Source organism: Streptomyces sp. NPDC000134 (assembly GCF_042899225.1).
GTDB lineage: Bacteria > Actinomycetota > Actinomycetes > Streptomycetales > Streptomycetaceae > Streptomyces.
Window position 1 is genome coordinate 231,893 of the sequence record NZ_JBIAZN010000009.1, and the last position, 18,022, is coordinate 249,914.

Annotated in this window: 22 protein-coding genes; 11 read left to right on the forward strand and 11 right to left on the reverse strand. The window is 73.7% G+C overall.

Annotated elements, in window-relative coordinates; translation table 11 throughout:
- Window positions 1–4: 4 nt before the first annotated feature.
- Window positions 5–1,594 (reverse strand): alpha/beta hydrolase, encoded by a 1,590-nt coding sequence (locus tag ACFY32_RS15980; RefSeq protein ID WP_359199208.1) that lies wholly within the window; start codon window positions 1,592–1,594, stop codon window positions 5–7.
- 277 nt (window positions 1,595–1,871) lie between these two features.
- Between ACFY32_RS15980 and ACFY32_RS15985 the strand changes: the two genes are divergently transcribed.
- Window positions 1,872–2,336: a hypothetical protein gene (locus ACFY32_RS15985; RefSeq protein ID WP_390674480.1), complete on the forward strand. Its 465-nt coding sequence runs from the start codon at window positions 1,872–1,874 to the stop codon at window positions 2,334–2,336.
- 134 nt (window positions 2,337–2,470) lie between these two features.
- Here the strand turns inward: ACFY32_RS15985 and ACFY32_RS15990 are convergent, their stop codons facing one another.
- The 4 genes from ACFY32_RS15990 to ACFY32_RS16005 form a co-directional block, all read right to left on the reverse strand.
- Window positions 2,471–2,962: a nucleoside deaminase gene (locus ACFY32_RS15990; protein ID WP_359199202.1), complete on the reverse strand. Its 492-nt coding sequence runs from the start codon at window positions 2,960–2,962 to the stop codon at window positions 2,471–2,473.
- Between the two features lie 146 nt (window positions 2,963–3,108).
- Window positions 3,109–3,372, reverse strand: a complete 264-nt coding sequence (locus ACFY32_RS15995) for a GlsB/YeaQ/YmgE family stress response membrane protein (RefSeq protein ID WP_359199199.1) — start codon at window positions 3,370–3,372, stop codon at window positions 3,109–3,111.
- A 164-nt stretch (window positions 3,373–3,536) separates the two neighbouring features.
- Complete coding sequence (locus ACFY32_RS16000) at window positions 3,537–3,977, reverse strand: SPW repeat protein (RefSeq protein ID WP_359199196.1); 441 nt, start codon at window positions 3,975–3,977, stop codon at window positions 3,537–3,539.
- A gap of 99 nt (window positions 3,978–4,076) precedes the next feature.
- Window positions 4,077–5,582, reverse strand: a complete 1,506-nt coding sequence (locus tag ACFY32_RS16005) for an SDR family oxidoreductase (protein ID WP_359199193.1) — start codon at window positions 5,580–5,582, stop codon at window positions 4,077–4,079.
- A 33-nt stretch (window positions 5,583–5,615) separates the two neighbouring features.
- Here ACFY32_RS16005 and ACFY32_RS16010 point away from each other — a divergent pair, with 33 nt between their 5' ends.
- From ACFY32_RS16010 to ACFY32_RS16040, 7 genes are all read left to right on the forward strand, one after another.
- Window positions 5,616–5,912: a hypothetical protein gene (locus ACFY32_RS16010; protein ID WP_359199414.1), complete on the forward strand. Its 297-nt coding sequence runs from the start codon at window positions 5,616–5,618 to the stop codon at window positions 5,910–5,912.
- A 195-nt stretch (window positions 5,913–6,107) separates the two neighbouring features.
- Window positions 6,108–6,191 carry a putative leader peptide gene (locus tag ACFY32_RS16015; protein ID WP_359199393.1) on the forward strand — a complete coding sequence of 28 codons (84 nt, stop codon included), beginning with the start codon at window positions 6,108–6,110 and terminating at the stop codon, window positions 6,189–6,191.
- Window positions 6,192–6,433: 242 nt separating this feature from the next.
- Window positions 6,434–6,991, forward strand: coding sequence for an NADPH-dependent FMN reductase (gene ssuE / locus ACFY32_RS16020; protein WP_359199190.1), 558 nt, complete (start codon window positions 6,434–6,436; stop codon window positions 6,989–6,991).
- Window positions 6,992–6,994: 3 nt separating this feature from the next.
- Entirely contained in the window at window positions 6,995–8,152 is a 1,158-nt protein-coding gene (locus ACFY32_RS16025) for an LLM class flavin-dependent oxidoreductase (protein WP_359199188.1), read from the forward strand.
- A 177-nt stretch (window positions 8,153–8,329) separates the two neighbouring features.
- Window positions 8,330–9,217, forward strand: a complete 888-nt coding sequence (locus tag ACFY32_RS16030; RefSeq protein ID WP_390674481.1) for a glycoside hydrolase family 19 protein — start codon at window positions 8,330–8,332, stop codon at window positions 9,215–9,217.
- Between the two features lie 108 nt (window positions 9,218–9,325).
- Window positions 9,326–9,739: a VOC family protein gene (locus ACFY32_RS16035; protein ID WP_390674482.1), complete on the forward strand. Its 414-nt coding sequence runs from the start codon at window positions 9,326–9,328 to the stop codon at window positions 9,737–9,739.
- Window positions 9,736–10,809 carry an adenosine deaminase gene (locus ACFY32_RS16040; protein ID WP_390674483.1) on the forward strand — a complete coding sequence of 358 codons (1,074 nt, stop codon included), beginning with the start codon at window positions 9,736–9,738 and terminating at the stop codon, window positions 10,807–10,809. The genes ACFY32_RS16035 and ACFY32_RS16040 overlap by 4 nt, the downstream gene beginning before the upstream one ends.
- Here the strand turns inward: ACFY32_RS16040 and ACFY32_RS16045 are convergent.
- A complete protein-coding gene (locus ACFY32_RS16045) occupies window positions 10,791–11,306 on the reverse strand; it encodes a DUF664 domain-containing protein (protein WP_359199178.1) in 516 nt (171 codons plus the stop codon). The two genes, ACFY32_RS16040 and ACFY32_RS16045, sit on opposite strands and share 19 nt — an antisense overlap.
- Before the next feature lie 25 nt (window positions 11,307–11,331).
- Window positions 11,332–12,216: a LysR family transcriptional regulator gene (locus ACFY32_RS16050; RefSeq protein ID WP_359199175.1), complete on the reverse strand. Its 885-nt coding sequence runs from the start codon at window positions 12,214–12,216 to the stop codon at window positions 11,332–11,334.
- Window positions 12,217–12,327: 111 nt separating this feature from the next.
- Here ACFY32_RS16050 and mgrA point away from each other — a divergent pair, with 111 nt between their 5' ends.
- Entirely contained in the window at window positions 12,328–13,320 is a 993-nt protein-coding gene (gene mgrA / locus ACFY32_RS16055) for an L-glyceraldehyde 3-phosphate reductase (protein WP_390674484.1), read from the forward strand.
- Window positions 13,321–13,570: 250 nt separating this feature from the next.
- Window positions 13,571–13,981 (forward strand): hypothetical protein, encoded by a 411-nt coding sequence (locus ACFY32_RS16060; RefSeq protein ID WP_359199170.1) that lies wholly within the window; start codon window positions 13,571–13,573, stop codon window positions 13,979–13,981.
- Window positions 13,982–14,001: 20 nt separating this feature from the next.
- On the opposite strand, the gene ACFY32_RS16065 is transcribed toward ACFY32_RS16060, so the two are convergent.
- The 3 genes from ACFY32_RS16065 to ACFY32_RS16075 are packed head-to-tail and all read right to left on the reverse strand — an operon-like array spanning window position 14,002 to window position 16,304.
- Window positions 14,002–15,261 (reverse strand): streptophobe family protein, encoded by a 1,260-nt coding sequence (locus tag ACFY32_RS16065; protein ID WP_390674485.1) that lies wholly within the window; start codon window positions 15,259–15,261, stop codon window positions 14,002–14,004.
- Between the two features lie 60 nt (window positions 15,262–15,321).
- On the reverse strand, window positions 15,322–15,738 hold the full coding sequence (locus ACFY32_RS16070) for a PRC-barrel domain-containing protein (RefSeq protein ID WP_390674525.1): 417 nt from the start codon (window positions 15,736–15,738) through the stop codon (window positions 15,322–15,324).
- On the reverse strand, window positions 15,738–16,304 hold the full coding sequence (locus ACFY32_RS16075; protein WP_359199164.1) for a PRC-barrel domain-containing protein: 567 nt from the start codon (window positions 16,302–16,304) through the stop codon (window positions 15,738–15,740). The genes ACFY32_RS16070 and ACFY32_RS16075 overlap by 1 nt, the downstream gene beginning before the upstream one ends.
- A 178-nt stretch (window positions 16,305–16,482) precedes the next feature.
- Between ACFY32_RS16075 and ACFY32_RS16080 the strand changes: the two genes are divergently transcribed.
- Window positions 16,483–16,938 carry an ATP-binding protein gene (locus ACFY32_RS16080; RefSeq protein ID WP_390674486.1) on the forward strand — a complete coding sequence of 152 codons (456 nt, stop codon included), beginning with the start codon at window positions 16,483–16,485 and terminating at the stop codon, window positions 16,936–16,938.
- A gap of 102 nt (window positions 16,939–17,040) precedes the next feature.
- Here ACFY32_RS16080 and ACFY32_RS16085 read toward each other — a convergent pair whose 3' ends face one another.
- Window positions 17,041–17,928, reverse strand: coding sequence for an RNA polymerase sigma factor SigF (locus ACFY32_RS16085; RefSeq protein WP_359199387.1), 888 nt, complete (start codon window positions 17,926–17,928; stop codon window positions 17,041–17,043).
- Window positions 17,929–18,022: the final 94 nt, after the last annotated feature.

The following is an 18,022-nucleotide window of genomic DNA, read 5'->3' on the forward strand; positions in this document are numbered from 1 at the left end:
GGGATCAGCCGCCGCCCTCCCGGGCCCGCTCCGCACCGCAGGAGGAGCCGGAGGGCGGCAGCGAGCCGTAGAGCAGGAAGTCGTCGACCTTGCGGTGCACGCACTCCGAGGACGCGTACCCGGTGTGCCCCTCGCCCTTGTTGTCCAGGACCACGGCCGACGGCCCGAGCCGCTCGGCCGTCTCCTGCGTCCACCGGTACGGCGTCGCCGGGTCGCCCCGGGTGCCGACGAGCAGCATCTTCGGGGTGTCGACGCCCTTCACCTCGTCGCGGATGTAGTCGGTCCCCCGGGGCCGGCCGTAGCACATCAGCACCTGGGTGAGCCGGTACCGGCCGAACACCGGCGACGCCTCCTCGTACCGCTCGCGCAGTCGGCCCAGGGACCGGGTGACCTGCTCGGCGCTCGGGCGGTCGGGGTCGTCGGCGCAGTTGATCGCCATCAGCGCCGCCGGGAGGTTGTCCAGCGGCACGTCCTCCGCGTCGGTCAGACCGCCGTCGGCGGCCCGCCGGACGGGGAAGCCGACCCCGCCGGAGACGAAGCCCTGCAGACCGCCGCTGTCGCCGCTCTCCACCAGTTGCGCGACGGCCCGCTCCAGCGCGGGCCACATGAGCCGGCTGTAGAGCCCCTGGCCGAGGGCGCCGACCAGGTCCTGCCCGGTGAAGGGCTCGCCGAACGCGGACGGCACCGGGTCCTCGTCCAGCGAACCGACGAGCCGGACGACCCGCCGCCGGGCCTCCCGGGCGTCCTGGCCGAAGGGGCAGGCGATGTCCTGGACGCACCAGTCGAGGAAGTTCTCCAGCGCGGTCTGCTGCCCCCGGGCACCGGCCGCGCCCTGCTCGGCCAGCGGCTCGGTCAGCGTGTCCACGCCGTCCAGCACCAGCCGGCCCACCCGGCGGGGGAACTGCGCGGCGTACACCGCGCCGAGCCGGGTGCCGTAGGAGAACCCCAGGTAGTTCAGCTTGCCGTCGCCGAGCGCCGCGCGCATCACATCCAGGTCCCGGGCGGCGTTCACGGTGCCTATGTGGGGCAGGACCCGCCCGGAGTGCTCGGCGCACTGCGCGGCGGCCCGGCGCAGTTGCCGCAGCGCCTGCCGGGGGTCCTTCATCCCCTCGTCCCCGTCGGTCGCCTCCATGATCTCCACCGAACCGGGGCCGCAGCTCACCGGCGAGGACCGGCCGACACCGCGCGGATCGAAGGTCACCACGTCGTAGCCGTTGGTCAGGTGCAGGAAGTCCTTGCCGCCGGCGGAGAGTTCGTCGACGCCGGAACCGCCCGGACCGCCGAAGTTCAGCAGCACCGAACCCCTCGACCTCCCCGTCGCCCGGTAGCGGGCCAGGGCCAGGTCGAGGGAGCCCGCCGCAGGCCGGCCGTAGTCGAGCGGGACGGTGACCTTGCCGCACTGGAGGTCCTCGGGTACGTCCATGCCCTGGCACGCCGACCACTTGACCCGCTGGTGGTAGAACCGGGCGAGTCCGCGTCCGGTGTCCGCGTCCGCCCCGGCGGCGGGCAGCCCCGCGCCCAGCAGGGCCAGGCCCAGCGCGCCGGGGACCGCCCAGCGCCGGACCGAGGGCCGAGTCGACAGCTTGGCCAGCATCGATGCCTCCCGGGCGCCCCGTGGGGGACCGCAGAACGGCGCCCTCGGATCACCATAAGCGGCACCCGGAACCCCCGCCTCCGGGAGGGCGGGAGGGCGGAGGACGGCTTATCATCCGCGCCTTCGCCGCCAGTTCGACGTACCCGCCACTCGGTGGGGTGAAAGACGGATAAGCCATAACCCCTATGGTCCGCCCGCGTTTTAATCGGTGCGGGCGAGCGCCCGCGTCCATGTTGGGAAGGTAGGGAACCGTATGCGAAGGGCTACCCGAAACGGTGTGCTCGCCCTCACCGCCTCCGGCGCGATGGCCGTGACGATCCCGGCGTACTCGGCCTTCGCGGCCGATGGCGCCACCGCGGCCGGCAACACGACCGACGTGACCGGCATCGGCGACCCGGCCACCGGCAACGAGTCGGGCAAGGGCTCGGGGGACCGCCCCGCACCACCGCACGGCCCCGCGAATCCGACCGCACCGAAGCCGACCGCACCGAAGCCGACCGCACCGAAGCCGACCGCACCGAAGCCGACGGCACCCGAGCCGTCCGCGCCGGAACCCGCCGGGCCCGCCGAGGAGCCCGCGCCCCCGGGGCACGCCCCGCACCAGGCCCCGCCGCGGGAGGTCACGTCCGAGCTGGCGCACACCGGAGCGGACCAGGCCCTGGCCGCGATCGCGGGCAGCGCCGCGCTCGTCTTCGGCGGCTCGGCCCTCTACCGACGCTTCCGACCGCCCGCCGACACCTGAGAAGGCCGCACGACAGGACGCACGACAGGCGGTGCGACGGCCGCACGATAGGGCTGCGACGGCCGTACGACAGGCCGTGCGACGGGCTCTACGACGGACCGTACGGACGCCCGGCCGCGCGCCTAGCCGGCTGCTCAGCCCCGGTCGCCGCCGCCGTGGAAGCGGACGTGCAGCGCCCGGATCTCCTCCGTCAGTTCCGGCACCGGCCCGTCCACCGTCACGCCGGGCGCGACCTCCTGGACGGACAGCGTCCGCACCGGCGGCTCGGGGACGCCGAGTTCGGTGAGCCAGGTCATGAGCTGCCGCGAGGAGGCGACGTACACGATGCGGCCGAGGCCCACCCAGGCGTGCGCGGCGGCGCACATGGGGCAGTGCTCGCCCGAGGTGTAGACCGTCGCGGCGGCCCGCTCGTCCGGCGTCAGGTGGGTGGCGGACCAGCGGGCGAGCGCGAACTCGGGGTGCTGGGTGCGGTCACCGGACGCCACGTGGTTGTGGTCCTCGGCCAGTACCGTGCCGTCGGCGCCGACCAGCACCGAGCCGAACGGCTCGTCCCCGGCCTCCAGCGCCTGGGCGGCCAGCTCCACGCAGCGGCGCAGGTACGGCAGTTCGGCATCCTTCACGGCCATCGTGCACGGCCCTCCTCACGAGTGATCGACGGAAGATCACCCTACGGGCACGACTCGGCGTGTGCGCCGGTGCCCCGGCCGCCCCGCCCGCGCGTGCGGTGCCGTCGTCTCGTGCGGTGACCGGCCTCACGCCGGTGCCGCCGCCGTCAGCGGCGGGACTTGGCCCGGTCCAGGGCGACCACGCCGACCGCGGCCAGGCCGATCTGGATGAGCCACTCGATCCAGTCCGGACCGTCGGTGTCGGCCACGTCGAACGCGCCCGCGATCGCGGTGCCGATCAGCGCGGCCACGATGCCGACCAGGATCGTCCACAGGACGCCGATCCGCTGGCGGCCCGGGACCACGAGCCGGCCCAGGACGCCGATGACGATGCCGATGACGATGGCGCTGATGATTCCGTCGATCTCCATCTCCGCCCCTTCTCCTCCTGCGGGACCCCCGCATACCGCGTCTGCCCGCTGGGCGCGGGGTCAGTCCGGGGCCGGCGGGCGGCGGGACGCGGGCGTGCGGGCGGGCCGGGACCGGGACATCCGGACCGGCCCGCCGCCGGTGTTCCCTCCTCCGGGTCCGGCCTCTACGGCCTGGGGGCGTTCTTGACCGCCGTGGCGGCGCAGAACGCGCCGAGGACCAGGGCGAGGGCGCCGATGATCACGTTGTTCCAGATGACCCCCGCGTCCGGGCGGGTGCCCACGATCCAGGGCGAGATGATCATCCATGCGCCCATCGCGCACATGGCCCAGCTCAGGCCGTACATGCGCTCCGGTGCCCGGGTGAACCCGAGCGCCAGCAGACCGATCGCGATGCCGATGATCAGGTTGTGGGCGACGAGCGACGGCTGGCTCGTCGTGAAGTGGAGAATCCACGGGGACACGGCGCAGTACAGACCGAGCAGGAACACCGGTCCGTCTACGAGTGCCACGTCACGACCGCCGAGCATACGGGCGTACCGGGCCCGCATCTCCGGGGCGTCGGGGTGACTCGTTATGTCACCTCTGGTGTGCGAGACGTTGGCCATGAGTCGTCTCCTTCGAGTGACGGGGCCGACCGCGGCCGATACGGTGTGCGGTAAGGGCCGCGTATGTCCATGATGCTCTTATTCAGCCCTTATGTGTAGTCATGGACGGCGGTCGTCCCCGGCCGCCGCTCGGGCGATGTTGCGGGCCATGCCGCCGAAGACCACGGCGTGGAAGGGCGAGACCGCCCACCAGTACAGGTGCCCCAGGAGGCCGTGCGGGTGGAACAGGGCCCGCTGGCGGTACCGGGTGCGGCCGGCCCCGTCCGCCTCGGCGTACATCTCCAGCCAGGCCAGTCCCGGCAGCCGCATCTCCGCGCGCAGCCGCAGCAGACGCCCCGGCTCGATCTCCTCGACCCGCCAGAAATCCAGCGAGTCCCCGGACCGCAGCCTCGTCGAGTCCCGGCGCCCCCGCCGCAGGCCCACCCCGCCGGCCAGCTTGTCCAGCCACCCGCGCACGGCCCAGGCGAGCGGGAAGGAGTACCAGCCGTTCTCCCCGCCGATGCTCTCGATGACCCGCCACAGCCGTTCCCGCGAGGCGGCGACCGGCATGGTCCGGTGGTCGGTGTAGAGGCTGCCGCCCGCCCAGTCGGGGTCGGTGGGCAGCGGGTCGCTGGGGGCGCCGGGGACCGAGGCGGAGGACCAGCGGGTGGTCACCCGCGCCTCCCGGACCCGCTGGAGGGCGAGCCGGAGCGACTCGTCGAAGCCGACGAGGCCGCCCGGCGGGTCGGGCACGTACCGCGCGATGTCGTGTTCCCGGCACACCACCTCGTGCCGCAGCGACTCGGTGAGCGGCCGGGCGATGGACGCGGGCACGGGCGTCACCAGCCCCACCCAGTAGCCGGACAGGCGCGGGGTGAGGATCGGCACGGGCACGACGAACCGGTGCGGCAGCGCGGCGACGGCCGTGTACCGGTCCATCATCTGACGGTACGTCAGCACGTCGGGGCCGCCGATGTCGAAGGCCCGGCTGACGTCGTCCGGCATCCGCGCGCTGCCGACGAGGGTGCGCAGCACGTCCCGGACCGCGATGGGCTGGATGCGGGTGTGCACCCAGCTCGGGGTGACCATCACCGGCAGCCGCTCGGTCAGGTAGCGCAGCATCTCGAACGAGGCCGAGCCGGAGCCGATGATGACCGCGGCCCGCAGGACGGTGGCCGGCACCCCGCAGTCCAGCAGAATCCGGCCCACCTCGGCGCGCGAGCGCAGATGCGGCGACAGGGACCGCTCGGGCACCCCGGCCGGGGTGAGGCCGCCCAGGTAGACGATGCGCCGCACCCCGGCGGCCCGTGCCCGCTCCCCGAAGAGGCGGGCGGCCCGGCGGTCGGTGTCCTCGAAGGCGTCGCCCGCGCCGAGCGCGTGCACCAGGTAGTAGGCGACGTCGATGTCCCGCAGCGCCGCGGCCGTGGAGTCCGGGTCGGTGACGTCCCCGCGCACCACCTCCGCGTCGCCCGCCCAGGGGTGGTCGCGCAGCTTGCCGGGGGAGCGGGCCAGACAGCGCACCCGGTGGCCCGCGGCCAGGAGTTCCGGGACCAGCCGGCCCCCGATGTACCCCGTGGCGCCGGTCACCAGGCAGCGCGGTCCCGGACCGGTGTCGTCGTTCGGCATGGTGCTCGGCCCTCCAGGTCGGTGCCCCCTTCCATGGGAGCACCTCACCTGGCCGGGTTCCACCGGATGCTCGGCGAGGAGGACATACGGGGTCCGAACGGGGGCAGGCGCAAGACACGCGAGGTACGCAATCCGAAGGTCGACCTGGAGGTGTCTGCCGCTATGGGCGCGAAGGTGTTGGAGCGATTTCCGGCGGGGTCGCCGCGTGGTTCGTGGCCGGCCGAGGAGTACGCGGCCGAGCGGCGTGCCGCGGGTGAGCCCGCGACCGTGGTGATGGACATCAAGTCGGACGCGTTCCTGGTGGTGGTGAAGCGCTCCGAGGAGGAGTGACCCGGCCGGGCCGCGAGGGCCCGTCCGGCGATTCGCGTCGCGCGACGGGCGGGAATCGCCGGACGGGCCCCTGGCTGCGCCCGGTCCGTCCCGCCGGGTGCCATGGGGAGCGGGATGTCCGGGATGCGGTCCGGGATGCGAGAACGACCGGCTTTTCCTTGACGGTGGTCGACGGTGGCTGTCACGATCGATCGCATGACGACACGACTGGACCTCACGCGGCGACGCCATGTCGACCTCGCGCGGGTCTCCAGCGCCTGTTGTCGTTTCGCGGCCTGATCGCTGTCGACCACTTCCCCGGTCCGCCGCCTTCCCCGTGACGCGCGTGCGTCACGTCTCTTCGCACCGCGTCTGCCCCGCCGGCCGCGCCGCCGCCCGGGTCCGTGCCGCCGTAGAACCGCGACCACGGTCAGCAGCACCGCGCCGCCCGCCCCGTCCGGCCGCGGCGCGCTGCCCTGCCCGGCGCGCGGCCGTGCCCGGACCGCCCCGGCGCGCCCTCGCTCCGCCCGAAATGAGGACCCATGGCCACCGTCCTGTCCGTCTCCGGCAGCCCGTCCGCCTCCTCCCGCACCGACCGCCTGCTGCGCCACCTCGACCGGCGGCTGACCGCCCAGGGCCACCAGGTGATCCCGCTCGACATCCGCACCGTCCCCGCCGAGGCGCTGCTCGGCGCGGACTTCCGGCACCCGGCGATCGTGGCGGCCACCGAACTGTTCGCCCGCGCGGACGGCGTGGTCGTCGCCACCCCCGTCTACAAGGCGTCCTACTCCGGTGTCCTCAAGGCGCTCCTCGATCTGCTCCCGCAGTACGCGCTCACCGGCAAGACCGTGCTGCCACTGGCCACCGGCGGGACCACCGCCCATGTCCTCGCCATCGACTACGCGCTCCGCCCGGTGCTGAACTCCATGGGCGCCGGGCACATAGTGCAGGGCTGGTTCACCCTCGACAAGGACATCACCGTGCGCGAGGACGGCACGGTCACCGTCGCCCCGGCCGCCGCCGAGGCCCTCGCCCAGGTCGTCGACCGGTTCTCGGCGGCGCTCGGCGCCCAGGTGCCGGTGCTGGCGGCGGCGGGCTGAGCGGTGACCCTGACCTTCCACTGGTTCCTGCCCACCAACGGCGACAGCCGCGATGTCGTCGGCGGCGGCCACGGCAGCCCGGTCACCGACTCCGGACGGGACCGGCCGCCGACGGTGGCCTACCTCGGCCAGATCGCCCGCGCCGCCGAGGACCTGGGCTTCGCGGGCGCGCTCACCCCCACCGGGGCGTGGTGCGAGGACGCGTGGCTGACCACCGCCATGGTCAGCCGGCACACCGAGCGGCTGAAGTTCCTCGTCGCCTTCCGGCCCGGCTTCGTCTCGCCGACGCTCGCCGCGCAGATGGCCTCCACCTTCCAGCGGCTGAGCGGCGGCCGGTTGCTGCTCAACGTCGTCACGGGCGGCGAGAGCCGGGAGCAGCGGGCCTACGGCGACTTCCTCGACAAGGACGCCCGCTACCGCCGTACCGGCGAATTCCTCACCGTCGTACGGCAGTTGTGGGAGGGCAAGACCGTCGACCTGCACGGCGAGCACCTCCGGGTCGAAGGGGCGGAACTGGCCAGGCTGCCCGATCCGGTGCCACGGGTGTACTTCGGAGGTTCCTCGCCCGCCGCCGCCGAGGTCGCCGCCCGGCACGCCGACGTGTACCTCACCTGGGGCGAACCGCCCGCGCAGGTCGCCGAGAAGGTCGCCCGGCTGCGGGAGCTGGCCGCGGCGCGGGGCCGCACCCTGCGCTTCGGCGTCCGGCTGCACGTCATCACCCGCGACACCGCGCAGGCGGCCTGGGCCGAGGCCGACCGGCTGCTGGCCGGCTTCGACCCGGAGACCGTGCGGTCGGTGCAGGCCGGGCTCGCCCGCAGCGAGTCCGAGGGGCAGCGGCGGATGCTCGCCCTGCACGGCGGCCGGCGGGACGGCCTGGAGATCCACCCCAACCTGTGGGCCGGCATCGGCCTGGTGCGCGGCGGCGCCGGCACCGCCCTGGTCGGCGACCACGACGAGGTGGCCGACCGGATCGCGGAGTACCACGCCCTGGGCGTCGACGAGTTCGTGCTCTCCGGCTACCCGCACCTGGAAGAGGCGTACTGGTTCGGCGAGGGCGTCCTGCCGAGACTGGCCGCCCGGGGTCTGTGGCGGCGCCCGACGGCCCTTCCCTGGCGCCGGTTCCACCCGGAGCGCCCCCGACTCGGGGGCGCTCCGGAGTAGTTGAGTGGTCTACACCCTTGACTGGTACAGACCAACGCGGTTGAGTATGGCCCGCACACACCCCCCACCACGGCCGCCCCCGCCGCCGTGGCCGGCCCCCGCCGGCCCGTGCGCACCTGGCCGGCTCAGCGCTGCCCTTGTGCGGGAGCGGCCGTGCTCCGCGAAGGAGTTGATCCCGTGTCGAGACGCCGTATCTCCGCCGCCGTGACCGTCCTGGCCCTCGCGGGCGCCGTGCCGGCGCTGCTGCCGGCCACGCCGGCCGCCGCCGCCGCGTGTTCCAGCTATCCGAGCTGGGTGGCCGGCAAGGCGTACAACGCCGGTGACATCGTGCGCTACACCGACGGCAAGGCGTACATCGCCGAGCACGCCAACCCGGGCTACGACCCCACCATCAGCACCTGGTACTGGGAGCCCTACGCCTGCGACAGCGGGCAGACCCCGGTCGGCACCTTCGTGGTCAGCGAGGCCCAGTTCAACCAGATGTTCCCGAACCGGAACAGCTTCTACACCTACCGCGGGCTGACCGCCGCGCTCAGCGCCTACCCCGGCTTCGCGAACACCGGCAGCGACACCACCAAGAAGCGGGAGGCCGCCGCCTTCCTCGCCAACGTCAGCCACGAGACCGGCGGCCTGGTGTACATCGTCGAGCAGAACACCGCCAACTACCCGCACTACTGCGACACGAGCCAGCCCTACGGCTGCCCGGCCGGCCAGTCCGCCTACTACGGGCGCGGCCCCATCCAGCTCAGTTGGAACTTCAACTACAAGGCGGCCGGTGACGCCCTCGGCATCGACCTGCTGAACAACCCCTGGCTGGTGCAGAACGACGCGGCCGTCGCCTGGAAGACCGGCCTGTGGTACTGGAACACCCAGTCCGGCCCCGGCACCATGACCCCCCACAACGCCATGGTCAACGGCGCCGGCTTCGGCCAGACCATCCGCTCCATCAACGGTTCCCTGGAGTGCGACGGCAAGAACCCGGCCCAGGTGCAGAGCCGGGTGAGCGCCTACCAGCGCTTCGCCCAGATCCTCGGTGTCGACCCCGGCGGCAACCTGTACTGCTGACCGGCGCACCCGCCCGCCCACCGCGCCCGCGCGGTGGGCGGGCGGTTTTGGCCTCCGCCAGTTTTACGTATAACCTCTCCCGTCAGCCGACCGCTCCGAAAGGCCACGATGACCCGCCGCATCGCCCTGGTCGCCCTCGTCGTCGACGACTACGACGAGGCGATCCGCTTCTGCACCGACGCCCTCGGCTTCCGGCTCGCCGAGGACACGCCCCGGCCCGACGGCTCCCGCTGGGTCGTCGTCGAGCCCGGCGCCGGGACCGCCGGCACCGCGCTGCTGCTGGCCCGCGCCAAGGGCGGGGCGCAGCGCGCCCGGGTCGGCGACCAGACCGGCGGGCGGGTCGGCTTCTTCCTGCACACCGACGACTTCGCCCGCGACCACGCGCGCATGCGCGCCGCGGGCGTGACCTTCCTGGAGCAGCCCCGGCACGAGCCCTACGGCACGGTCGCCGTCTTCCAGGACCTGTACGGCAACCGCTGGGACCTGCTCCAGCCCACCCCCACCGAGGACGCCCCCGCATGACCAGGCTCGACACCGACACCCTGCGCCGCCTGCCCAAGGCGGTGCTGCACGACCACCTCGACGGCGGCCTGCGCCCCGCCACCGTGGTGGAACTGGCCCGCGCCGCCGGACACACCCTGCCCGCCGCCGGCCCGGACGCCCTGGCCGCCTGGTTCTACGAGGCCGCGAACTCCGGTGACCTGGTGCGCTACATAGCCACCTTCGAGCACACCCTCGCCGTGCTGCAGACCCGCGAGGGCCTGCTGCGCGCCGCCGAGGAGTACGTCCTCGACCTCGCCGCCGACGGTGTCGTCTACGCCGAGGTCCGCTACGCCCCCGAGCTGATGCTGGCCGGCGGCCTGACCCCGGAGGAGGTCGTCGGGACCGTGCAGGAGGGTCTCGCGGCCGGCCGGGCGAAGGCCGCGGCGGCCGGGACACCGGTCCGGGTCGGCACCCTGCTGTGCGGGATGCGGATGTTCGACCGGACGAGGGCCATCGCCGAACTCGCCGTCGCCCACCGGGACGCCGGGGTCGTCGGCTTCGACATCGCCGGCGCCGAGGACGGCTTCCCGCCCGCCGACCACCTGGCCGCCTTCACCTACCTGCGCGGCGAGAACATGCCGTTCACCATCCACGCCGGCGAGGCGCACGGCCTGCCCAGCATCCACCAGGCGCTCCAGGTCTGCGGCGCCCAGCGCATCGGGCACGGCGTGCGGATCACCGACGACATCCCGGACCTCGCGGCCGGCAAGCTCGGCCGGCTCGCCGCCTGGGTGCGCGACCGCCGGATCGCGCTGGAGATGTGCCCGACCTCCAACCTCCAGACCGGCGCCGCGACCTCCATCGCCGGGCACCCGATCACCGCGCTGAAGGACCTCGGCTTCCGGGTCACCCTCAACACCGACAACCGGCTGGTGTCGGGCACCACGATGACCCGCGAGATGTCCCTGCTGGTCGAGGAGGCGGGCTGGACGGCCGAGGACCTGCGCACGGTCACGGTCAACGCCCTCAAGAGCGCCTTCGTCCCGTTCGACGAGCGCGAGGCCCTCATCGCCGACGTCGTCCTGCCGGGCTACGCCCCGGTGCTCTGAAGGAGCCCGCGGACGTAGGCGGCCTGTCCGGCGTGCTGGAGATCGTCGGACAGGACGCTGACCAGCCGCACGGCGAGGGTGACCGGCGGGTCCCAATTGTCGTCCACGACCCGCTCCAGCTCCCCGGCGGCCAGCGCGCGCAGGGCGCCGAGGGTCTGCTCGTGCACGGCGTCGTAGTAGCCGGTCAGCAGGCCGGCGGAGTCGACCCGCACCTGGGCGGCCTTCGCCGGGCTGTGGCCGTACCCCGTGTCGTGGCGGGGCAGGCCGAGACCGAACCGCTTCTCCCAGTCCTGGGCGAGCCAGACCTGCTCCAGCCCGAAGGCGTCGGCGACATGGTCGTCCTGGACCCGGGTGAGGTGCCAGAGCAGCCAGCTCATGGAGTTGGCGTCGTCGGACGGCCGGGTGTTGAGCAGGTCGGGCCCGAGACCGTCGACGGCGGCGTGGACCTCTTCCCGGATGCGGCTGTAGCCCTCGATGAGGATGTCCTTGGCATGCATGGGTCCACCATGACGCACCGGCCCCTCAGCCGCCCCCCGTTTCCAGCAGCGCCAGCAGCGCCCGCGCCGCCGGGCTGGTGGCCCCGGCCGGCGGCAGCAGGGCGATCGTCTCGTACGCCGCCTCGCCGGTGTCCTCCAGCGGCAGCGAGGTCAGCGAGGCCCGCTTGCGCCGGAAGTGCCGGGGGACGACGGCCACCCCGAGGTCCTCGTCGATCAGGTCCAGCAGCCCGTGCACGTCGTTCACCTCCAGCGCGACCGTGCGCCGCACCCCCGCCGCCGCGAACGCCGTGTCGGTGATCCGGCGCGGCCCCCAGTCCGGGTGGAAGTCGACGAAGACCTCGCCGGCCAGGTCACCGGGCGTGAGCACCGCGCCCCGCGCCGCCAGCGGGTGGCCCGGATGGCACAGCACCGTCATCGGCTCACTGGCCAGCGACGCCGAGCGCAACTGGTCGGTGTCCGCCTGCGTCCGGTAGGCGAACGCCAGGTCCAGGCGTCCCGCCGCCACCTCCTCCGCCAGCTCGCCCGAGCCCGCCTGCCGCAGCCTGATCTCCACGTCCGGATGCCGCCGCCGGAACCCCGCCAGCAGCCCCGCCACGTTCACCCCGGCGATGCACTGCTCGGTGCCCAGCGACAGCGTCCCGCGCAGCACCCCCTGCACCGCCGCCACCGCCTCGTACGCCGACCGCACCTGCGCCAGCACCCGGCGCGCCTCGTCCAGCAGCGCCCGCCCGGCCTCGGTCAGCGTCACCCGGCGGGTGGTCCGCACGAACAGCGGCGTGCCCAGCTCCCGCTCCAGCGCCCGGATGGACGCCGACAGGCCGGACTGGGAGACCAGCAGCCGTTCCGCCGCCCGGGTGAAGTGCTGGTCCTCGGCGACCGCGACGAAGTGCTGGAGATGGCGCAGTTCCATGATTGAGAAGCGTAACCGCACAATCCCATCGGATTCTTCTGTTGGACCACTGCCCGCAGGTCACGCCAGAGTGAGACCGGTATTCGTGGGCCAATCCCTCCAGGAGTCGCGTTGTACACCGCACACCCCGACCGCTACGCGGACATGCCCTACCGGCGCACCGGCCGCAGCGGTCTGAAGCTGCCCGCCCTCTCGCTCGGCCTGTGGCACAACTTCGGCCCGGACCGGCCCGTCGGGACCCAGCGGGCCATCCTGCGCCGCGCCTTCGACCTCGGCGTCACCCACTTCGACCTGGCCAACAACTACGGCCCGCCGCCCGGCGCCGCCGAGTCCGCGCTCGGCGAGGCACTGAAGGCCGACTTCGCGCCGTACCGCGACGAGCTGGTCATCTCCACCAAGGCCGGGTACCTGATGTGGCCCGGCCCGTACGGCGAGTGGGGCTCCCGCAAGTACCTGCTCTCCTCGCTCGACCAGAGTCTGCGGCGGATGAGCCTGGAGTACGTCGACGTCTTCTACTCCCACCGCCCCGACCCGGAGACTCCGCTGGAGGAGACGATGGGCGCGCTGCACTCCGCGGTGGTGCAGGGCAAGGCCCTCTACGTCGGCGTCTCCAACTACTCCCCGGAGCAGACCCGCGAGGCCGCCCGCATCCTCGCCGGGCTCGGCACCCCGCTGCTGATCCACCAGCCCCGCTACTCGATGCTCGACCGCCGCCCGGAGACCGAGGGCCTGCTGGACACGCTGGAGGAGCTGGCGGTCGGTTCCATCGCCTACTCCCCGCTGGAGCAGGGCCTGCTGACGGCCCGTTACCTCGACGGCATCCCGGAGGACTCGCGGGCCGCGAGCGACAGCCCCTTCCTCAGCTCCGACGCCGTCACCGGGGAACTGGTCGGCAAGCTGCGCGCCCTCGACGCGATCGCCAAGGACCGCGGCCAGACCCTGGCGCAGATGGCCCTGTCCTGGGTCCTGCGCGAGGGCCGGGTGACCTCCGCCCTGGTCGGCGCGAGCAGCCCTCGGCAGTTGGCGGACAGCGTCGCCGCCACCGGCAACCTGAGCTTCGACGCCGGGGAGCTGACCCGCATCGACGAGGTGCTCGCCGCGTAGTGCGCCCGCGCGGAACGGCGCGTCCGGTGAACGCCGTACGCGCCGTCCGTACGCCCGTACGGATTTGGCCAGGGATCGCCATGAATATGCCAGGAGACTGGCCGGAAAGGCATGGTGACAGTGATTCGTCCGTGAACATACTCGACTCCTAGGACGCGTCACGTCACGCGACAGCGTCCTCACGCAGAGCACACGCGCCGCACGGGTGACCCGCACCGGCAGGCGGGCCATGCGACTGGGGGTGGTAGACGTGCACGACGAGTTCCTGTGCCATGTCACCGCGTACGGAGTCTGCGGTGGCCGAAGGGTCGGCGTCCCCCTCGGCACCTACCGGGCCCCCACCCTCGCCCTCGCCCTGTGGTGGCTGCGCGACCGCGCCTCCTGGATCGCCGAGCGCCTCGACCCCCAGCCGCACGACCCGCACCTGCCGCGCGGCGCCCTGACCCCGGTGGCCGACGACGCGCCGGACGTCCCCCGGGTGCTGCGCGCCTGGTGCGCCGACGGCACCCGGCAGGATCTGGTCGCCGACGAACTGGCCGCCGGACGGCTGGTGCGGATCGCCACCAGCGACGAGACCACCGAGTACGAACTGCTCGCCGAGTCCGTGGACGCCCTGCGGATGCAGCGCACGGTGGCCCCGCAGATGATTCCGGTCGGCTGAGACCGGCCGACGAAGACCGGTCAGCGGGCCGTCCGGCGGCCGGTCCGGCGGGCGAGCGGGGTGCCGAGGAGGCCCGCGAGCAGTCCCCACAGCGCCGCCAGGCCGACGGTGCTCCACAGCCGGGGCCGCAGGAACAGCCGGCCGGACAGCCCGGCGCCCAGGTCGCCGATGCCGAGCACCGACAGGCCGTGCGCGTGAACCCTGGCGACCAGGCAGACCATGAGCGACGCCAGGGCGAGGGCGGCGGCCAGTCGCACGGCGTTGCGCCAGGCGGGTGTCCGGGCCGGTGACCGCGCCGCCGTCAGCCACCCCGCCGCGAGCAGCAGCACCGCTGCGGCGACCGGCAGCCACCACACCCGGCCGTCCCGCTCGGCGAGCGTGCCCAGGTTCAGCGCGGTGACGTCCGCAGTGCGCAGCACCTCGTCCAGGAGGTGCGGCATCGGCAGTCCGAACGGGCCGTCCACCTGGCCGTCCCAGGTGGCGCCCAGCGCGATGGTCAGCGCCGGCCACACCAGGTTGGGCAGTCCCAGCAGCAGCACGGCCAGGGTCCGCGCCGGGTGTCCGTGGGTCGCCGCGACGGCCAGGGCGGCGACGGCGCCGACGGCCACGCAGGCGAGCAGCAGCAGGAGCGTCGCGGACGCCGCCGGCCGCACCGAGGTGCCGAGGCGCGCCCACCTGCCCGGCAGCGGGACCCCGCCCGCCACCAGGACGGCGAGCAGCAGCACGCCCGCCAGCCAGAGCAGGCCGAACAGCACGGTCAGCGGGACGTCGGCGGCGAAGCCGACGGTGGGGGAGAGGCCGAACAGGTCACCGAGGTCGGCGAGCAGCCCCTCGCCCAGGGACACCTCGAAGGTGTGGCGCGCGGCGAAGGCCAGGCCCAGCAGGGCGCACAGCCACAGCGCGGCGATCCGGCCCGCCCACCCCGCCAGCTCCGGGAGACCGGCCACCGCCCGCTGCCGCAGCGGACGCAGGAAGCCCCGGCCGATCACCAGGGCGCCGGCCAGCGTCACCGACAGCGGCATCACGGTCAGGTCCGCCTCGGCGCCGACGAGCTCCCCGGCCGCCCCGGACAGGTCGACCGAACCGCCCACCGCCGTCACCGCCGTCGCGGCGACGACGCGCGGGAAGGCCCCGCCGGGCAGCTCCCCGGCCCCGGCCGCCCACAGGCCGAGCGCGGCCACCGCGCCCATCGCGAGCAGCCCGGCCAGCACGGTGCCGAGGGCCCGGACCCAGCCGTACGGGTGGACCGGGGGACGGCCGGGAGAGGTGCGCGCGCTCACGGGGCCACGCTAAGCAGGCCCCGCCCGGCCCGCCCGCCGACGCGGCCGTCCGCGTCCCGCTCAGCCGGCGGCCCGCACCACCAGGGCGTAGCCGCCGAGCCCCAGGAGCAGGTCCGCCGAGAGGGTGCCGAGCGTGGTGAAGACCGCGAGGACCCGGCCGGTGTCCGGGTCGAAGGCGGCGTCCAGCACCGTGCCCAGCTCCTCGCCGGTGTCGGTCAGGACGCGGCTGCCCAGCAGGTCGTGCGGCGGCGCGGCGGCGTCCCCGGGGCCGGGGCGGTGCGCCCGGACCAGTACGGCGTCCGGCTCGACGGCGTGCACCGCCGCCCAGGGCAGCGCCGTCTCCCGGCGGTGCCGGCCGCGCAGCCGCAGATGCGTGACCGTCCCGGCGTCGACGTCGACGGCCAGGGAGGTCACGACGCCGGTCTCCGTCGCGTCGGGCGCCACCACCGGCAGGCCGCGCACCCGCGTGAACAGCATCACGGCGTACGCCCCGGCCGGCCGGCGGCCAGATCGCCGAGCCCGCACAGGTCGCCGGTGACCCGGACGGTCCCCCCGGGCAGGACCAGGGTCCGGCCGGTGACGGTGAGGTCCTCGCCGCGCGGCACGTACACGCCGCGCCGGTGCCGTCTGGGGCCCGGCACCAGCGCCTTGCCGGCGTCCACCTTGAAGCCCACGACGCGGCCGCTGCCGCCGCCCTCCACCACCACGTCCAGCACCGTGCCGACCTCCGTGCCCGCGTCCGTCAGCAGCTTCGCGCCCAGCAGCCGGTCCCGCATCACCTCGCCGCCCGCCCCGGCCGACGCGCCCGCCGGGCCCCGCAGGGCGCGGACCATCACCGCGTCATGGCCCAGACAGTGCACCGCCGACCACGGCAGACGGTGTCCCAGCGAGCCCGACAGCAACCCGCGTCCGCTGAGCGTGAACCCCGTGATCCGGCCGGCCGCCGCGTCGAATACGGTGTCCTTGACCTGGGCGACGGCGTCGCCCCCCAGGGTGACCACCGGCCGGGTGGTGAGGCTCCGCGCGGTCATCAGCTCGTCCATCGCACGCCCTTCCCGCCGGGCCGGCGTCCGCGCCGCGACCGGCTCCGGATGCCTCCGGGTTCCCCGCCGGAGCGTGACGATGCACGCGGTACCGGTGAGGGGGGACTGCTCCGCCGATACCGGGGTACGAGGACTGGTGCAGCAGCGTCCGGCCAGTCCGGCTTCGAGAGAGAAACGCATGATCGATCATCTGGACGGGGCAGTGATACCGACTGGTTTCGACGTGCCCGTGGAACCGCTTCGGCGGGCGGCACACTACACTGGCGAGCCGGGATGCATTGCCGAGGCGCGCGCCTTCGCGTCCCTCTTCATGGAGCAGCTCCGCACGGAGTGGTGCGCCACCATCGGCGACCGCGAGGACGGCGACGTGCTCCTGGTGGTGAGCGAACTCGTCACCAACGCCGACCGGCACAGCAGTGGTCCGTACATCCTGGAGCTGGAAGGCACGGACACCACGGTGACGGTGTCCGTGTACGACAGCAGCGCGGCGGTGCCGCGGCGTTTCCCCCGCGATCCGGAGCGCATCGGTCGGCACGGCCTGGAGATCGTGCACGCGGTGGCCGAGGAACTGCATGTCGAGCGGGTCCCCGTCGGCAAGCGCATCCGCGCGGTGGTCCGGCTCACCCAGCACTGACCGGACCGGCGGTACGCCCCCACAAACCACACGGTGGCAAACCACACGGTGGCCGCCCCTCCCGAAGGAGAGACGGCCACCGCCTCGTCGTGCGCTCCGGTGTCAGACGCGGTCCAGGTCGCCGAGCATGCCCTCGCGCAGCTTGGCCAGAATCCGCTTGATCAGCCGGGAGACGTGCATCTGCGAGCAGCCGAGCCGTTCGCCGATCTCCGCCTGGGTGGCCTCCTCCACGAACCGCAGGTGGATGATCTGCCGGTCGCGCTCGCTCAGCTCCGCCATCAGCGGGGCGAGGGAGTGGAAGTCCTCGACGAGCCGCAGCCCGTGCTCCTCCACGCCGATGAAGTCGGCGAGCACCGCCTCGCCGCCCTCGGGGCCGTCGCCGGTGAGCGCGGCGTCCAGGGACGAGGAGTTGTACCCGTTGGCGGCGATCTGGCCCTCGACGACCTCGCTCTCGCTGAGGTTCATCAGCGTGGCCAGCTCCGCGACGGTCGGCTCGCGGTCCAGCCGGCTGGACAGCTCCTCGCGGGCCTTGACCAGCTCCACCCGCAGCTCCTGAAGCCGCCGCGGCACGTGCACGGCCCACGTGGTGTCCCGGAAGAAGCGCTTGATCTCGCCGACGATGTACGGCAGCGCGAACGAGGTGAACTCCACCTCGCGGGAGAGTTCGAACCGGTCGATGGCCTTGATCAGGCCGATCATGCCGGTCTGGACGATGTCCTCCATGTCGTTGCCCCGGCCGCGGAACCGGCCGGCGGCGAACCGCACCAGCGACATGTTCATCTCGATCAGGGTGTTGCGCGCGTACTGGTACTCGTGCGTGCCCTCTTCGAGTTCGGCCAGGCGCCGGAAGAACTGGCGGGACAGCTCACGCGCGTCGCGCGGGGCCACGGACCGGCCGTCCACGGCTTCGGGAAGCGACCCGTTCTCCGCGCTGGTCCCGGTGGTGCCCTCGACGCGAGGCGTCTTCGGCCGGATCACGGCGGTCTTCATTACCTCTCCCACGAAAGTCACGGTCCGACGTCTCCCTAAGTCCTTCCGCGCCTGCGGATACCCAGGTCACGCCCGCACATGCCCTTCGTCGCCG

Excerpts from the sequence above, each read along its gene's own strand:
- ACFY32_RS16075 (WP_359199164.1), bottom strand. The coding sequence starts at position 16,304 with ATGGACGAGCTGATGACCGCGCGGAGCCTCACCACCCGGCCGGTGGTC.
- ACFY32_RS16040 (WP_390674483.1), top strand. The coding sequence starts at position 9,736 with ATGACCAGGCTCGACACCGACACCCTGCGCCGCCTGCCCAAGGCGGTG.
- ACFY32_RS16045 (WP_359199178.1), bottom strand. The coding sequence starts at position 11,306 with ATGCATGCCAAGGACATCCTCATCGAGGGCTACAGCCGCATCCGGGAA.
- ACFY32_RS16085 (WP_359199387.1), bottom strand. The coding sequence starts at position 17,928 with ATGAAGACCGCCGTGATCCGGCCGAAGACGCCTCGCGTCGAGGGCACC.
- ACFY32_RS15980 (WP_359199208.1), bottom strand. The coding sequence starts at position 1,594 with ATGCTGGCCAAGCTGTCGACTCGGCCCTCGGTCCGGCGCTGGGCGGTC.
- ACFY32_RS16010 (WP_359199414.1), top strand. The coding sequence starts at position 5,616 with ATGGGAGCACCTCACCTGGCCGGGTTCCACCGGATGCTCGGCGAGGAG.
- ACFY32_RS16035 (WP_390674482.1), top strand. The coding sequence starts at position 9,326 with ATGACCCGCCGCATCGCCCTGGTCGCCCTCGTCGTCGACGACTACGAC.
- ssuE (WP_359199190.1), top strand. The coding sequence starts at position 6,434 with ATGGCCACCGTCCTGTCCGTCTCCGGCAGCCCGTCCGCCTCCTCCCGC.
- ACFY32_RS16050 (WP_359199175.1), bottom strand. The coding sequence starts at position 12,216 with ATGGAACTGCGCCATCTCCAGCACTTCGTCGCGGTCGCCGAGGACCAG.
- ACFY32_RS16015 (WP_359199393.1), top strand. The coding sequence starts at position 6,108 with ATGACGACACGACTGGACCTCACGCGGCGACGCCATGTCGACCTCGCG.
- ACFY32_RS16070 (WP_390674525.1), bottom strand. The coding sequence starts at position 15,738 with ATGCTGTTCACGCGGGTGCGCGGCCTGCCGGTGGTGGCGCCCGACGCG.
- ACFY32_RS16005 (WP_359199193.1), bottom strand. The coding sequence starts at position 5,582 with ATGCCGAACGACGACACCGGTCCGGGACCGCGCTGCCTGGTGACCGGC.
- ACFY32_RS16000 (WP_359199196.1), bottom strand. The coding sequence starts at position 3,977 with ATGGCCAACGTCTCGCACACCAGAGGTGACATAACGAGTCACCCCGAC.
- ACFY32_RS15995 (WP_359199199.1), bottom strand. The coding sequence starts at position 3,372 with ATGGAGATCGACGGAATCATCAGCGCCATCGTCATCGGCATCGTCATC.
- ACFY32_RS15990 (WP_359199202.1), bottom strand. The coding sequence starts at position 2,962 with ATGGCCGTGAAGGATGCCGAACTGCCGTACCTGCGCCGCTGCGTGGAG.
- ACFY32_RS16080 (WP_390674486.1), top strand. The coding sequence starts at position 16,483 with ATGATCGATCATCTGGACGGGGCAGTGATACCGACTGGTTTCGACGTG.